At 62.4% G+C, this 13,046-nt stretch carries 13 protein-coding genes and 1 tRNA gene; 7 read left to right on the plus strand and 7 right to left on the minus strand.

The window, feature by feature from the left end; all coding sequences use genetic code 11:
- Positions 1 to 513: 513 nt before the first annotated feature.
- Both NKH12_RS23180 and NKH12_RS23185 read right to left on the minus strand, forming a co-directional pair.
- A tRNA-Arg gene (locus tag NKH12_RS23180) sits at positions 514 to 590 on the minus strand.
- 152 nt (positions 591 to 742) lie between these two features.
- Positions 743 to 2,230 (minus strand): ATP-binding protein, encoded by a 1,488-nt coding sequence (locus NKH12_RS23185; protein WP_352955275.1) that lies wholly within the window; start codon positions 2,228 to 2,230, stop codon positions 743 to 745.
- A gap of 301 nt (positions 2,231 to 2,531) precedes the next feature.
- Here NKH12_RS23185 and rpmH point away from each other — a divergent pair, with 301 nt between their 5' ends.
- The 5 genes from rpmH (at position 2,532) to yihA (ending at position 6,363) form a co-directional block, all read left to right on the plus strand.
- Positions 2,532 to 2,666, plus strand: a complete 135-nt coding sequence (rpmH, locus tag NKH12_RS23190) for a 50S ribosomal protein L34 (RefSeq protein ID WP_008833937.1) — start codon at positions 2,532 to 2,534, stop codon at positions 2,664 to 2,666.
- A 16-nt stretch (positions 2,667 to 2,682) separates the two neighbouring features.
- A complete protein-coding gene (gene rnpA, locus NKH12_RS23195) occupies positions 2,683 to 3,036 on the plus strand; it encodes a ribonuclease P protein component (protein ID WP_352955276.1) in 354 nt (117 codons plus the stop codon).
- 13 nt (positions 3,037 to 3,049) lie between these two features.
- The gene (gene yidC, locus NKH12_RS23200) at positions 3,050 to 4,873 is read left to right on the plus strand and encodes a membrane protein insertase YidC (protein WP_352955277.1); all 1,824 of its coding nucleotides are present in this window, start codon (positions 3,050 to 3,052) and stop codon (positions 4,871 to 4,873) included.
- 195 nt (positions 4,874 to 5,068) lie between these two features.
- The gene (locus NKH12_RS23205) at positions 5,069 to 5,707 is read left to right on the plus strand and encodes a CatB-related O-acetyltransferase (protein WP_352955278.1); all 639 of its coding nucleotides are present in this window, start codon (positions 5,069 to 5,071) and stop codon (positions 5,705 to 5,707) included.
- Positions 5,704 to 6,363, plus strand: a complete 660-nt coding sequence (gene yihA, locus NKH12_RS23210) for a ribosome biogenesis GTP-binding protein YihA/YsxC (RefSeq protein WP_352955279.1) — start codon at positions 5,704 to 5,706, stop codon at positions 6,361 to 6,363. The genes NKH12_RS23205 and yihA overlap by 4 nt, the downstream gene beginning before the upstream one ends.
- A 124-nt stretch (positions 6,364 to 6,487) precedes the next feature.
- Here the strand turns inward: yihA and NKH12_RS23215 are convergent, their stop codons facing one another.
- Complete coding sequence (locus NKH12_RS23215) at positions 6,488 to 7,207, minus strand: TetR/AcrR family transcriptional regulator (protein ID WP_352955280.1); 720 nt, start codon at positions 7,205 to 7,207, stop codon at positions 6,488 to 6,490.
- Between the two features lie 142 nt (positions 7,208 to 7,349).
- On the opposite strand from NKH12_RS23215, the gene NKH12_RS23220 reads away from it, so the two are divergent.
- A complete protein-coding gene (locus NKH12_RS23220; RefSeq protein WP_352955281.1) occupies positions 7,350 to 8,531 on the plus strand; it encodes an HlyD family secretion protein in 1,182 nt (393 codons plus the stop codon).
- A gap of 20 nt (positions 8,532 to 8,551) precedes the next feature.
- On the plus strand, positions 8,552 to 10,138 hold the full coding sequence (locus NKH12_RS23225; RefSeq protein ID WP_352955282.1) for a DHA2 family efflux MFS transporter permease subunit: 1,587 nt from the start codon (positions 8,552 to 8,554) through the stop codon (positions 10,136 to 10,138).
- Positions 10,139 to 10,263: 125 nt separating this feature from the next.
- On the opposite strand, the gene msrB is transcribed toward NKH12_RS23225, so the two are convergent.
- From msrB to NKH12_RS23245, 4 genes are all read right to left on the minus strand, one after another.
- On the minus strand, positions 10,264 to 10,767 hold the full coding sequence (gene msrB, locus NKH12_RS23230) for a peptide-methionine (R)-S-oxide reductase MsrB (RefSeq protein WP_352955283.1): 504 nt from the start codon (positions 10,765 to 10,767) through the stop codon (positions 10,264 to 10,266).
- A 209-nt stretch (positions 10,768 to 10,976) separates the two neighbouring features.
- Positions 10,977 to 11,534 carry a fasciclin domain-containing protein gene (locus tag NKH12_RS23235; RefSeq protein WP_352955284.1) on the minus strand — a complete coding sequence of 186 codons (558 nt, stop codon included), beginning with the start codon at positions 11,532 to 11,534 and terminating at the stop codon, positions 10,977 to 10,979.
- Positions 11,535 to 11,741: 207 nt separating this feature from the next.
- On the minus strand, positions 11,742 to 12,440 hold the full coding sequence (locus NKH12_RS23240; RefSeq protein ID WP_352955285.1) for an anti-sigma factor: 699 nt from the start codon (positions 12,438 to 12,440) through the stop codon (positions 11,742 to 11,744).
- Complete coding sequence (locus NKH12_RS23245) at positions 12,437 to 12,976, minus strand: sigma-70 family RNA polymerase sigma factor (RefSeq protein ID WP_352955286.1); 540 nt, start codon at positions 12,974 to 12,976, stop codon at positions 12,437 to 12,439. The genes NKH12_RS23240 and NKH12_RS23245 overlap by 4 nt, the downstream gene beginning before the upstream one ends.
- Positions 12,977 to 13,046 lie beyond the last annotated feature (70 nt).

Consider the following 13,046-nt stretch of genomic DNA (forward strand, 5'->3'; position numbering starts at 1 on the left):
AGCCTGTCGAAACGCTTACCAAGCCGGAAAACCGAAGTGGTACCGACGCGAGATACCGCGAGCGCGTCGCTCAACGGGCCGCCAGGCCTTACGATCCGCGCCGGGATTGATCGCCGAAACGGGAGAAGAATCTTCGGGGACAGGGCTACGTCCGGCGACAGGATGGATCATGGGCCGGCCCGTTCGGGGTGTCGCACGGTCTGAATGTCCGGATCGTTTTCAGTGTCGATCAATAGCTGCATTCCGCTTTCCACCAAAGTCGGATCGAGGCTGGAGAACTGCTCCGGCTGGAAACGGACATTCAGCACTGCCGAACGACTGCCCCGACGTCAGATCTCAGTCCGCTCGGCAAGCAAAAGCGCGCTCTCGATACCCAGACTCGGAGCTGAAGCACCGCGGCATTGCGCCGCGCCGGGAAGGCACGCATTTTACATCCATGATCTTCCCGACGCCAAAGCTGGGAAGGTATCAGCGAGACTTTGGCGGCTAAGTTCTTGCATTTCTTGGAGAAAATGGCGCGCCCGAAGAGATTCGAACTCCTGACCCCCAGATTCGTAGTCTGGTGCTCTATCCAGCTGAGCTACGGGCGCGCAACAGGCCATGCTTTGCATGGCTCGCGATCCGATCCTTAACGACCGGCCGCGATGTGAGGAGTTCCCTAGCGACTGAATTTCCGAAAAGCAAGCCGATCCGGCAAAAGTTTTGTTGTTCGTGCCCTGACGAGGATCAGGCGGGGCAAGGATCAGGCCGGGCGGCGCAGGCCGTTGCGGGCCTGGTCGAGCCGGACCGGCTGGTCGGGAATGGTAACCGCGAATGTGGTGCGGCCGCCTCTGCTTTCGACAAGCTCCACCGTGCCGCCATGGGCGCGGATCAGTTCATAGGCGATCGCCAGGCCAAGGCCGGTGCCGCCGCTGCGGGCCGAGCCGAGGAACGCCGCGAACAGGTTCTCGCGCGCCTTCGGCGGCAGGCCGGGGCCGGTGTCGGTGACGGTGATGCGGCTGACGCTGCCGACGCGCTCGGCCGACACCTCCAGCCGGCGCACCACCGCACTTTCGGCGTCCGCCGCCATCGCCTGTACGGCGTTGCGGCAAAGATTGGTGAGCACGCGAAAAAGCTGATCGGAATCGGCATCCACCTCGAAAGCCAGATCGACGGCATTGACGAATTCGATGCCGCCTTCGGTGTCGAGCAGGCCGTGGACGTCGTCGACCAGCTGGCGCAGCCTGAGCCTGCGGCGCGAGGGCGGCGGCTCCTGGGTGCGGCCATAGGCGAGCACACCTTCCGAATAGGACACGGCGCGATCGAGCGCGCGCAGCAGCTTCGGCGCGAAGGCCTGCACGGTCGGGTCCTTGACCTGCCTCAGGCGGTCCGACATCAGCTGCGCCGACGCCAGGATGTTGCGCATGTCATGGTTGATCTTCGAAACAGCGAGGCCAAGGTCGGCGAGGTGCTTCTGCTCGGAGAGCATCTTTTGCAGCCGCTCCTGCATCTGCGAGAGCTCGCGCTCTGCAACGCCGATCTCGTCGGCGCGGGCGGCAGGGCGGATGATCCGCCCGGGGTCGTCCGGCGCCTCGGAGAAGGCCAGCATCGAGCGCGTCATCGTCCGGATCGGGCCGATCATGATCAGATCTATGGCGGCATAGACCAGCATGGCGGTGAACAGCGAAATCAGCAGCGAGACGAAGGCTACGTTGCGCGAATAGATGAGCATGGCATTGCGCAGGCTATAGTCGGGCATGATCAGCTCGAATTCCTTGTCGCTGTCGCCGACCGGGCCGAAAACGCGCAGCATCCGCTCGCCGCCAAAAAACAGCGTGTCCAAAGCGCCGGTCATGCCCTCGACCAGGCCGATATTGGCGATGTCGATATGTTCATCGACGTGCGGCGGCATCTCAGCCACGACCAGAAGCCGCGAGACACCGCCGTCGCGCACGGCGATCGCCTTGGCGCCGATCGCCATCAGCACGTCATTCTGGGCGGCGCGGGACAGCGAGGCGGGCTCTCCCTGCACCAGCACGATCGAGACGGCCGCGGCGGTGCTCAGCCTCTCCTTCAGCCAACTCAGCCGATAGCTGGCGATCCAGGGCAGAAAGATAAGGATTTCGGCCAGGAGCACGAAGACGATGGTGAGCAGCAGGAGCTTTGTCGACAATCCACGCGACAACGGCACCCTCCGGGCGGCCACGGTCGCCCCGTCGGTCCTTTCCTCCGCGGATGGGATTTCACTCATGCTGCTTTTTCACGATCACTTGATCAGCCAAGATTAGGCCATTGCGGCCTTTTTGCCAATTTCATCCTTCGTCCCAATACGGGATAAGACCGCCAAGACTTCGGCCATCACTTCAGCTATCGGCCTGACGGTGCCGGATGTCGGCGCCGGATTGACTTCCAAAACCCTTCTTTCTATAAGCCCGCTCACGCTCGGGCCATTCGTCCCGGCGCGGTTTCGATCGCGCCAAAGCCGGCCGGGCAAAGCTCCTGTTACAGAGTGACAGAATCAAGAAGGGCCGCACCCCGCGGTATTAAAACAAATGAAGCGTACCTACCAACCGTCCAAACTCGTCCGCAAACGCCGGCACGGTTTCCGTGCCCGCATGGCCACCAAGGGTGGTCGTGGCGTCGTCGCAGCCCGCCGCAACCGCGGTCGCAAGCGGCTCAGCGCCTGAACGGAAGACGAGATCGTTGCCCGCAACCGGCAAGCCAGTGGGAGCACATCCCAAGCGGCTTCTGAAGCGCGCGGAATTCCTGGCCGTCCGGCGTGGCGAAAAGCGCCGCGGGCGGCTTTTTCTCGTCGAGGTTCTGGACCGCAGCGACGCAGAGGCGCCTCGCGTCGGCTACACGGTGACCAAGAAGGTCGGCAATGCAGTCGTCCGCAACCGCATCCGGCGGCGGCTGAGAGAAGCCGTGCGCACGCATGCCGCGGGTGACATGAAGCTTGGCAATGACTATGTCATCGTCGGGCGCGAAGATGTGCTTACCATTCCGTTCGGCCAGCTGAAGGCCGAACTCTCCCGCCGACTGCGCGGAACACGATAGGCCAAGGCTTTCGATGGAAAACAACCGGAACTTCTTCATCACCATCGCGCTGTCGGTGCTGATCCTGTCGCTTTGGCAGTATTTTTACGTGCTGCCGCACAGCGAGGCGCAACGCGAGGCGGCCCGTATCGAAGAGCAGCGGCTAGCGGATCAGAAGAAGGCGGCCCAAGGCACCAGTCCGGGCGGCAGCGAAACGCCGGTGCCACAGCAAGGCGCCATTCCTAATGCACCCAGTGCACCGGGAACCGACGGCACGACGCCGGCCGGCCGCGAGCAGGCGCTGGCGTCGACGAAGCGCGTCAGGATCGACACGCCGAGCCTGGAGGGTTCGATCAACCTCACCGGTGCTCGTCTCGACGACCTCAAGCTCAAGCACTACACGCTGACGGTCGACAAGAACTCGCCCGAGATCGAACTGCTCAACCCGGCAGCGCTGCCCACGGGCTACTATGCCGAGATCGGCTTTGTCGGCACCGACAAGACCGGCACGGTGCCGGGCCCGGAAACGGTGTGGACCGTCGACGACAATGCGACGCTGACTCCGGCGACTCCGGTCACGCTGAGCTTCACCAACGACAAGGGCCTGACCTTCAAGCGCACCTTCTCCGTCGACAGCGACTACATGTTCACGGTCTCGGACACGGTGCAGAATTCAGGCTCAACCTCAGTCACCCTGTCGAATTACGGCCGTGTCACCCGCTTCGACAAGCCTGCCGTTGCCAGCATCTATGTGCTGCATGAGGGGCTGATCGGCGTCACCGGCACAGAAGGCCTGCAGGAACACAAATATGCGGCCGTCGAGGAGGACAAGCAGTTCACGCCAGGCAAGTCGACCGATGGCTGGCTGGGCATCACCGACAAATACTGGGCGGTGACGCTGGTGCCGACCGAGAAGCAGCCGTTCCAGCCGCGTTACGCCTATTTCGAGGACGGCCGCCCGCGCTATCAGGCCGACTTCCTGACCGACCCGATCATCGTTGATGCCGGCCAGTCGGCGACGGTCGAGACCGAAATCTTCGCCGGCGCCAAGGAAGTCGCCAAGGTCAACGCCTATGCGGAAGACCGCCATATCAGGCTGTTCGACCGTTTGATCGACTGGGGATGGTTCATCTGGATCACCAAGCCGATGTTCTACCTGATCGACACGATGTACAAATTCTTCGGCAATTTCGGCCTGGCGATCCTGGCCACCACCGTCGTCGTCAAGGCCGTCTTCTACCCACTCGCCAACAAGTCCTACGCATCGATGGCGAACATGAAGAAGGTGCAGCCCAAGATGCTTGAGATCCGCGAGAAATACGCGGACGACAAGATGAAGCAGCAACAGGCGATGATGGAGCTCTACAAGACCGAGAAGATCAATCCGCTCGCCGGCTGCTGGCCGGTGGCGCTGCAGATCCCGGTCTTCTTCGCGCTCTACAAGGTGCTCTACATCACCATCGAGATGCGGCACGCACCGTTCTTCGGCTGGATCCAGGATCTGGCGGCGCCCGACCCGACCTCGATCTTCAACCTTTTCGGCCTCATTCCGATCGCGCTGCCGGATATGTTGATGATCGGCGTTTGGCCGCTGATCATGGGCCTGACCATGTTCCTGCAGATGCGCATGAACCCGACGCCGCCGGACCCGACGCAGGCCATGATCTTCACCTGGATGCCGGTGGTCTTCACGTTCATGATGGCGGGTTTTCCGGCCGGCCTCGTCATCTACTGGGCCTGGAACAATCTGCTTTCGATCATCCAGCAAGGCGTGATCATGAAGCGTCAGGGAGCCAAGATCGAGTTGTGGGACAATCTGGTCGCGCTGTTCCGGAAGAAACCGTCGCCGGCGGAATAGAAGGCGCTCCCTTTTTGCGAATCCAGAAAAGCCCCGGCGCGGCGGTAGACGCCGCCGCGACCTATAAGCTCGCTGTCGTTTCAGGAGCGCTCGGTCGATGAACAGGTAGGGATGATCCGCTGCGCACGCGGTTGGTGCTGCCGGGCGGATCGCGCTATTTTGACCTTGCCTGTTTTTTCGTCGATGGAGCCATCTATGATCGGACCCAACCCCAACATCAAGCACCCGATTCCGATGCATACCCGCGTCGGCTTCCTGAAGGGACTGGTCACGGCGCCGAATATCGAGATCGGCGACTTCACCTATTATGACGATCCGGACGGGCCGGACAAATTCGCCGAGCGGTGCGTGCTGCATCATTATCCATTCATCGGCGACCGGCTGATCATCGGCAAGTTCTGCGCCATCGCCAAGGGCGTGCGCTTCATCATGAACGGCGCCAATCATGCCATGTCCGGCTTTTCGACCTATCCGTTCAACATCTTCGGCCATGGCTGGGAAGAAGGTTTCGACCCGGCGACATGGTCGAGGGAATTGCGCGGCGACACGGTGGTCGGCAATGATGTATGGATCGGCATGGAAGCGGCGATCCTGCCCGGCGTGACGATCGGCCATGGCGCCATCGTTGCGGCAAAATCGGTGGTGACGCATGACGTGCCACCCTATGCGATCGTCGCCGGCAATGCGGCCAAGGTGGTGAAGATGCGCTTCGACGACAGGACCATCCGGCGGCTTTTGGCGGCGGCGTGGTGGGATTGGCCGGTGGAAAAGATCAGCCGCAACCTCAATGCCATTCGTGGCGCCGATATTTCTCTTCTGGAGGCAGCGGTTTGAACGCGTTGAACAAGACCGTGATCGGCATCGAGCTGTTCACGCGGCCGTGGATCTTCATCCGCGGCGTGCCGGCGATGAAATTCCTGCCGCCGGAAGGGCCGCCGGAGATCGCCTTTGCCGGCCGCTCCAATGTCGGCAAATCGTCGCTGATCAACGCGCTGGTCAACCAGAAGGGGCTGGCGCGCACGTCCAACACGCCGGGGCGGACGCAGGAACTCAACTATTTTGTTCCGGGTGGGTTTTCCGGCGAAGGCGCCGACCTGCCGCCGATGGCGCTGGTCGACATGCCGGGCTACGGCTACGCCACCGCGCCCAAGGAAAAGGTCGATGACTGGACGAAACTCGTCTTCGACTATCTCAAGGGCCGGGTCACGCTGAAGCGGGTCTACGTGCTGATTGACGCCCGCCATGGCGTCAAGGCCAAGGACGATGAGGTGCTGTCGCTGCTCGACAAGGCGGCGGTGTCCTACCAGATCGTGCTGACCAAGACCGACAAGATCAAGGCGGCCGGTGTGCCGCGGCTGATCGAAGAGACACTGCAGAAGATCAAGAAGCGGCCGGCCGCGTTTCCGTTCGTCCTCGCCACGTCGTCGGAAAAGAGCGAGGGCCTCGAGGAATTGCGCGCGGCGATCGTGCTGGCGGCCAATGGTGGCTAGGGCATGTCGCGCAAAAGCATGCCCTCGGGCTTGACCCGTGGGTGTGCAGCGATTTTGCGATAACGACATGCATAAAACAACAACCTAAAGCGCGTCGCGTGAGGCCGGTCAAACGCGACGCGCTTTAGGACTTTGCCTCTAGCGCAATCGTCTGGGTGCTTTCTTCCGTGGCAAGCCTTTCGGTGCCGTAAGCCTTCAGGAACATGCTGACGCCCGACCTGACGATGTGGTCGATTTCATCCTGGCTCGGGGCTTCCGTGCGGTAGGCGAATATGCACTGGCGGAAGAGACCTGCCAGGCACAGTTCGGTGAACTGATAGGCGGCAAGATCGACATCGTTGATCCGCAGCAGGCCGCGCTCGATGGCGGCATTGAGAAAAGCAACGACCTTGTCATGGCCGCGTTTCGGGCCGCGTTCGTAAAAACGCGCGCCAAGTTCGGGAATCCTGTCAGACGCGCCGATTACCGTGCGCTGCGCCTGGATGACCTTGGCCGAGGTGATCTTGAGGGACAGCACCTTGCCGAACTTCACCAGCGTCTCGCGAAGGTCATCGGTGCGGTCGAGCATATCGTACATGTTCTTGAAGATCGTGCCGCGCTCTTCCTCGATCAGCGCTTCGAACAGCTCTTCCTTGTTGGCGAAGTAGACATAGATCGTGCCCTTGGAAACGCCGGCCTCGCGGGTGATGTCGTTCATCGACGCCGCCTCAAAGCCTTTGTCGATGAAGACACGACGCGCGCCTTCGATGATCTGGCTGCGCTTGACCGGGTCCTGTCCCGCCGCCGGGCGGCCGCGACGCAGGCCATCCAGCAGATCGCACTGGTCCTTGTCGGGTTCGGTCATAACGTCACCTCGAAAAATATTCGAACCGATCGGTTCGATCACCCCTTGATATGGGCCGCTCTCCGCGCTAAGTCAATGTCCGCATCGAACCGAGCGGTTCAGTCTGACTAGTTTGTCCCAGCGAGATGCCAAGAGAGATCCCATGTCCTCGAACGCGACCCCCACCGCCGAAGTCCGTCCATTCCCCAACGCCAAGGTCGCGCCAGCAACCGAAGCGCCGACCGGACCGACCGAGCCCGCAATAAGTCCTCCGGCCGAGGCGCCGGCGAAAAAGAAGCGTTCGGCACGCTCCTTTCTGTTGCCGATCATCGCGCTTGGCTTGCTGGGCGCAGGCGCCTGGTATGGCTACGATTACTGGACCGACGGGCGCTTCATGATCTCAACCGACGACGCCTATGTCCAGGCCGACATGGCATTCATATCGCCGAAAATTTCCGGCTATGTCGATCAGGTCAAGGTGACCGAGAACCAGCAGGTCAAGGCCGGCGACCCGTTGCTGGTCGTCGACAATGGCGACTACAAAATAGCGGTCGCCCAGGCCGAGGCGCAGATCGCCACCTTGAGCAAGACGCTCGACCGGATCGACGCCCAGACCGAGGCGGCGCGCGCATCGCTCGAGCAGGCGCAGGCGCAGAAGACCGCCGACCAGGCCGCCGCCGCCAATGCCGCGCGCGTTCAAGCGCGCGCCGCCCAATTGCTCAAGACACATGTCGGCACCCAGGCCCAACTGGATGATGCCCAGACCGCGGTCGAGCAGGCCAATGCCGTCCTTGTAGGCGCCGACGCCCAGATCGCGGCGGCTGAGGCCAATATCGGCGTGCTTCAGGCGCAGCGCGCGGAGACGGCGAGCACGCTGGCGTCGCTGCAGCTTGCCAGGGACAAGGCCGCGCGGGACCTGTCCTTCACCGTGCTGCGCGCGCCCTATGACGGTGTCGTCGGCAACCGCTCCGTCGAGCAGGGCGACCTGATCAGCCCCGGACAAAAGCTCGCCGTCATCGTGCCGATGGACAAGCTCTATATCGTCGCCAATTTCAAGGAGACCCAGCTTGCCCAGCTGGTGCCCGGCGAAAAGGTCAGGATTTCGGTCGACGCGATCGACGGCCAGGATTTCGAAGGCACCGTGTCGTCGCTGGCGCCGGCATCCGGCGCGGTGTTCTCGCTGCTGCCGCCGGAAAACGCCACCGGCAATTTCACCAAGGTCGTGCAACGCGTCCCGGTTCGCATCGACGTGCCGGCGGATGTGCTGAAGACAGGCAAGCTGCGCGCCGGCCTCAGCGTCGTCGTCGCCGTCGACAGCCGCACCGCACCTTCGGCGTTAAAGTAAGCAGGCCCCGGAGCAACGTCATGGCCACCGCAACCCTGACCGCGGGATCGGCGCCGGCCAAGCCGGTCGACCACATAGAGCCGCGCCGAATCATCGCCTTCCTGGCGATGGTGTTCGGCATGTTCATGGCGATCCTGGACATCCAGATCGTCTCGGCCTCGCTGGCCGAGATCCAGGCGGGCTTGGGCGCCAGTTCCGACGAAATTCCGTGGGTGCAGACTGCCTATCTGATCGCCGAAGTCATCATGATCCCGCTGTCCGGTTTTCTCAGCCGGATGCTGTCGACGCGTGTGCTGTTCACCGTCTCCGCGGCTGGCTTCACCGCCGCGAGCGCGCTGGCGGCGACCGCGACAAACATCGACCAGATGATCGTCTACCGCGCCATCCAGGGCTTCATCGGCGGCGGCATGATCCCAAGCGTCTTCGCTGCCGCCTTCACCATCTTCCCGCCGTCGCGCCGCGCCATGGTGTCGCCGATGATCGGCCTGGTGGCGACGCTGGCACCGACCATCGGCCCGACCGTCGGCGGCTATATCAGCCATGCCACGTCCTGGCACTGGCTGTTCCTGATCAATGTGGTGCCCGGCATCCTGGTGACCGCCGCGGCGTGGTCGCTGATCGACTTCGACAAGCCCAATCTCAGCCTGTTCCGCAAGTTCGACTGGTGGGGCCTTGCCGGCATGGCGGCTTTCCTCGGGTCGCTGGAATACGTGCTCGAGGAAGGTCCTAACAACGACTGGCTTCAGGACCAGGCCGTGTTCATCTGCGCCATCCTGATGACGGCCGGCGCAGTGCTGTTCTTCTGGCGCGCCTTCACCGCCGAGGAGCCGATCGTCGATTTGAAAGCCTTCACCAACGTCAACTTCGCTTTCGGCTCGCTGTTCTCCTTCGTCATCGGCATCGGCCTCTACGGCCTGACCTATCTCTATCCGGTGTATCTCGGGCGTATCCGCGGCTACGATTCCCTGATGATCGGCGAGGCTCTGTTCGTCAGCGGCCTGGCGATGTTCGCCACCGCGCCGGTGTCCGGCATGCTGTCGCGCAAAATGGATCCGCGGCTGATGATGATGATCGGCTTCTTCGGCTTCGCCGCCGGCACCTGGCGCATGACCTATCTGACCGCCGACTGGGATTTCTGGGAGCTTTTGGTGCCGCAGATCCTGCGCGGCGCCTCGATGATGCTGTGCATGGTGCCGATCAACAACATTGCGCTGGGAACACTGCCGCCTGACCGGCTTAAGAATGCATCCGGCCTGTTCAATCTCACCCGCAATCTCGGTGGCGCCGTCGGCCTTGCCGTCATCAACACCGTGCTGATCGACCGCAACGCCTTCCATTACGCAAGGCTGGCCGAGCATGTGCAATGGGGCAGTGCCGAGGCGCAAACCAAGCTGCAGAACATGACGCTCGACTTCCAGCAGAATGCCGGCCTGGACGCGTCCAAGGCGGCGATCTCCAAACTGTCTGCCATGGTCCAGCAGCAGGCTTCGCTGCTGTCCTTCATGGACGTGTTCTATCTCTTGACGGCGCTGTTCGCGACGCTGGCGATCTTCACCATGGTCATCCGCAAACCGGCCGAGCCAGCGGACGGAGGTGGCGGACACTGATCGCGCAACTTTGCGCGTCCAAAAGGACGCGCGGCGCTCCAATGCATGTCGCGCAAAAGTGCGCAGCGGTTTTGCGATAACCTAAAGCGCGTCGCGTGAGGCCGGTCAAACGCGAGCGCTTTAGGTCAGGCGGTGGCCGGCTTGAAGGTCAGAGCGACGCCGTTGATGCAATGACGCAAGCCGGTCGGCGGCGGACCGTCGTCGAAGACATGGCCGAGATGGCCACCGCAGCGGCGGCAGTGGACCTCGGTTCGGGTCATGCCCAGGGATCTGTCCACGGTCATGCCGACGGCATTGGGAATCTCCTGCCAGAAGCTCGGCCAGCCGGTGCCGGAATCGAACTTCGTCTCGGACGAATAGAGCGGCAGGTCGCAGCCCGCACAGGCGAAGATGCCCTTGCGGTGCTCGTTGAGCAGCGGGCTGGTGCCGGGATATTCGGTACCTTCCTTGCGCAATACAGTGAAAGCCGCGTCGGACAGGATGGCGCGCCACTCGGCCTCGGTCTTGGTGACCTCGAAGGTTTCGGCCGCGTGTGCGCCCTGCGGCCGGCCCATGCGCAGCGTTGCTGCCGTGCCTGCCAACAATGCCACGGCGGCGGCACCGCTCCAAAGAAAGTCGCGCCGGATCATCGCCATTCCTCCTCTGTCCATTTGCCAAATTCGACCGTCACATGGAAATCAAAAGCTAGTGACGGCCTGCTCCTGACAACGGCACTCCGCACCGCGCCTGGAGCGGGCGGCGCGGAGTGTACGCCTGTCGATTGCGCGGGTCACGCAAGCGGAACCCGCGCACTCGGCATGGAGCCTCAACCATATCTTCGTTGGCCGCAGGCCCTTCGTTACATCTTGGGCAGGAGAACCTTGTCGATGACGTGGATAACGCCGTTCGACTGCTCGACATCGGCGACCGTCACATTGGCGACATTGCCGTTCTCGTCGGTCGCGGTGACCTTGCCGCCATCGGCCTTGAGCGTCAGCTCGCAGCCGCCAACCGTCTTGACCTTGTGCGCGCCACCATCGTCCATGGCCATCTTGGCGACGTCGGCGGCCATCGCCTTGGCTCCGATGACGTGGCAGGTCAGGATCTTGACCAATTTGTCTTTGTTTTCGGGCTTGAGCAGCGTGTCGACGGTGCCGGCCGGAAGTGCTGCAAAGGCCTCGTTGGTCGGCGCGAACACAGTGAAAGGACCGGCACTCTGCAGTGTGTCGACGAGACCGCCGGCCTTGACGGCCGCGACCAGCGTCGTGTGATGCTTCGAATTGACGGCGTTCTCGACGATGTTCTTGGTGGCATACATGGCGGCGCCGCCGACCATCGGATTCTGGGCATAGGCGGCAGTGGCGAGCGCGGAGACGGCGACCGTTCCGGCAAACAAAAGGGTGGCGAATTTACGCATGATTTCAATCTCCTCAGTTTTATCTTTCCCCTCTTTGGGGGCGCAAGGAGATACGGAAAGTGAATGCGTGAGTTTCGTCGTTCAGGAAAATTTCTTTTTCACAACACCGATTCGAAGCAGAGACCATTCTAGTGGGCGCGCTCCTAAGCTTACCCCACCAGAGAAGATAGATTTAAAATATCCCCGAAAAGCGGGAAGATAGGGCGATCAGATGCTCTTCAAATCGCCCGCAGCGACCACAGGGCCGGTCGGCTGACCGGTCGGCGAACCGCCGGCCGGCTCGAGGCTGACAGCAAGAACGGCGCCCTGCGCAAGCTTTTCCTGCACGGCCGTGGAGATGGTCATATGGACGGTCTGACCCGCCGGGATGACCCCCATCGAAACCGGCGGGTTCTTGCCCTCGATCATCCACAGCTCGAAATCCTTGCCCGCGGCGCGCTCGCCGGAGACATGCGACAGGCCGATCTCGCGATGGGCGGCGTCATAGACGGCAAGGTATTTGACGTCGCTGCCGTCGGCAGCCAGCGAGGCGATGAGCCGCGGCTGCTCGACCGGCGGATTGAAGTACGGCACGGCGACATAGATCGCCAGCGCCGCGACAGCAGCGGCGGCAAGGCCACGCCAGAAGGCAAGGCTCGACCGCAGACCGGCGCGAGGCCCTGCAACGAACAGCCGGCGATCCAATGCCTCCTTGACCCTGATCGGCGGCTCTGTTTCCGGATAAGTGGCGGCCATCGGCGAAAGACGGGCCTCCCAGGCATCGACAAGCCGCGCGAAAGCGGCGTCCGCGTCGATGCGGCGTGACGCGATCTCGCGTTCGTCCGCGTCCAGCACACCAAGAACGTATTCGGCGGCGAACAGGTCGTCGCCCCCAGATTCTGGTCCGTCATCCTCTGCCAGCGTCATCTTTCCAGACACTCTCTGAGCTTCAACAGGCTGCGCCGCAGCCAGGTTCGCATCGTGTTCAGCGGCACGCCATGGCGTACGGCCAGTTCGGCATAGCTTTCGCCGTGCAGATAGGCGCCCCGGACGGCCGCCGCCCGGTCCTTTTCCAATTCATCGAGACAACGATAGATGCGCTCCGATTCACCGCCCGCAACAACCGCAGCCTCCGGTCCCGGTGCTGGATCGGCCACCTCGAGCGCAGCATCGATATAGGTGGCAGGCTCTCGCCGCGCCCTTATCCGATCGATCGCGTGATTGCGCGCAATGGCGACCAGCCAGGAAATCGGGCTTAGCTCCGAGACGGCGAAACGGTCCGCCTTCGTCCATATCTTGACGAAGGCCTCTTGCAGCGCCTCTTCTGCCTCTCCCCGGTCCTTCAATACACGAAGGCAGACGCCGAAAAGTTTCGCGCTGGTCTGCCGGTAGAGCAGATCGAACGCAGCCCGGTCCTTCATCGAAGTCCGGACGATCAGGTTGCTGATGTCCTGCGGCGTCATCGGCTGCCAAATTAGGCAATTGCAATGTATTTGCAACGGCGGAAGCGTTCTTGGGCACCGGGGGCGTCGT

This window comes from Mesorhizobium sp. M1322 (genome assembly GCF_040318085.1).
Lineage (GTDB): Bacteria > Pseudomonadota > Alphaproteobacteria > Rhizobiales > Rhizobiaceae > Mesorhizobium.

Excerpts from the sequence above, each read along its gene's own strand:
- NKH12_RS23185 (WP_352955275.1), bottom strand. The coding sequence starts at position 2,230 with ATGAGTGAAATCCCATCCGCGGAGGAAAGGACCGACGGGGCGACCGTG.
- rpmH (WP_008833937.1), top strand. The coding sequence starts at position 2,532 with ATGAAGCGTACCTACCAACCGTCCAAACTCGTCCGCAAACGCCGGCAC.
- yidC (WP_352955277.1), top strand. The coding sequence starts at position 3,050 with ATGGAAAACAACCGGAACTTCTTCATCACCATCGCGCTGTCGGTGCTG.
- NKH12_RS23205 (WP_352955278.1), top strand. The coding sequence starts at position 5,069 with ATGATCGGACCCAACCCCAACATCAAGCACCCGATTCCGATGCATACC.
- NKH12_RS23215 (WP_352955280.1), bottom strand. The coding sequence starts at position 7,207 with ATGACCGAACCCGACAAGGACCAGTGCGATCTGCTGGATGGCCTGCGT.
- NKH12_RS23220 (WP_352955281.1), top strand. The coding sequence starts at position 7,350 with ATGTCCTCGAACGCGACCCCCACCGCCGAAGTCCGTCCATTCCCCAAC.
- NKH12_RS23225 (WP_352955282.1), top strand. The coding sequence starts at position 8,552 with ATGGCCACCGCAACCCTGACCGCGGGATCGGCGCCGGCCAAGCCGGTC.
- msrB (WP_352955283.1), bottom strand. The coding sequence starts at position 10,767 with ATGATCCGGCGCGACTTTCTTTGGAGCGGTGCCGCCGCCGTGGCATTG.
- NKH12_RS23235 (WP_352955284.1), bottom strand. The coding sequence starts at position 11,534 with ATGCGTAAATTCGCCACCCTTTTGTTTGCCGGAACGGTCGCCGTCTCC.
- NKH12_RS23240 (WP_352955285.1), bottom strand. The coding sequence starts at position 12,440 with ATGACGCTGGCAGAGGATGACGGACCAGAATCTGGGGGCGACGACCTG.
- NKH12_RS23245 (WP_352955286.1), bottom strand. The coding sequence starts at position 12,976 with ATGACGCCGCAGGACATCAGCAACCTGATCGTCCGGACTTCGATGAAG.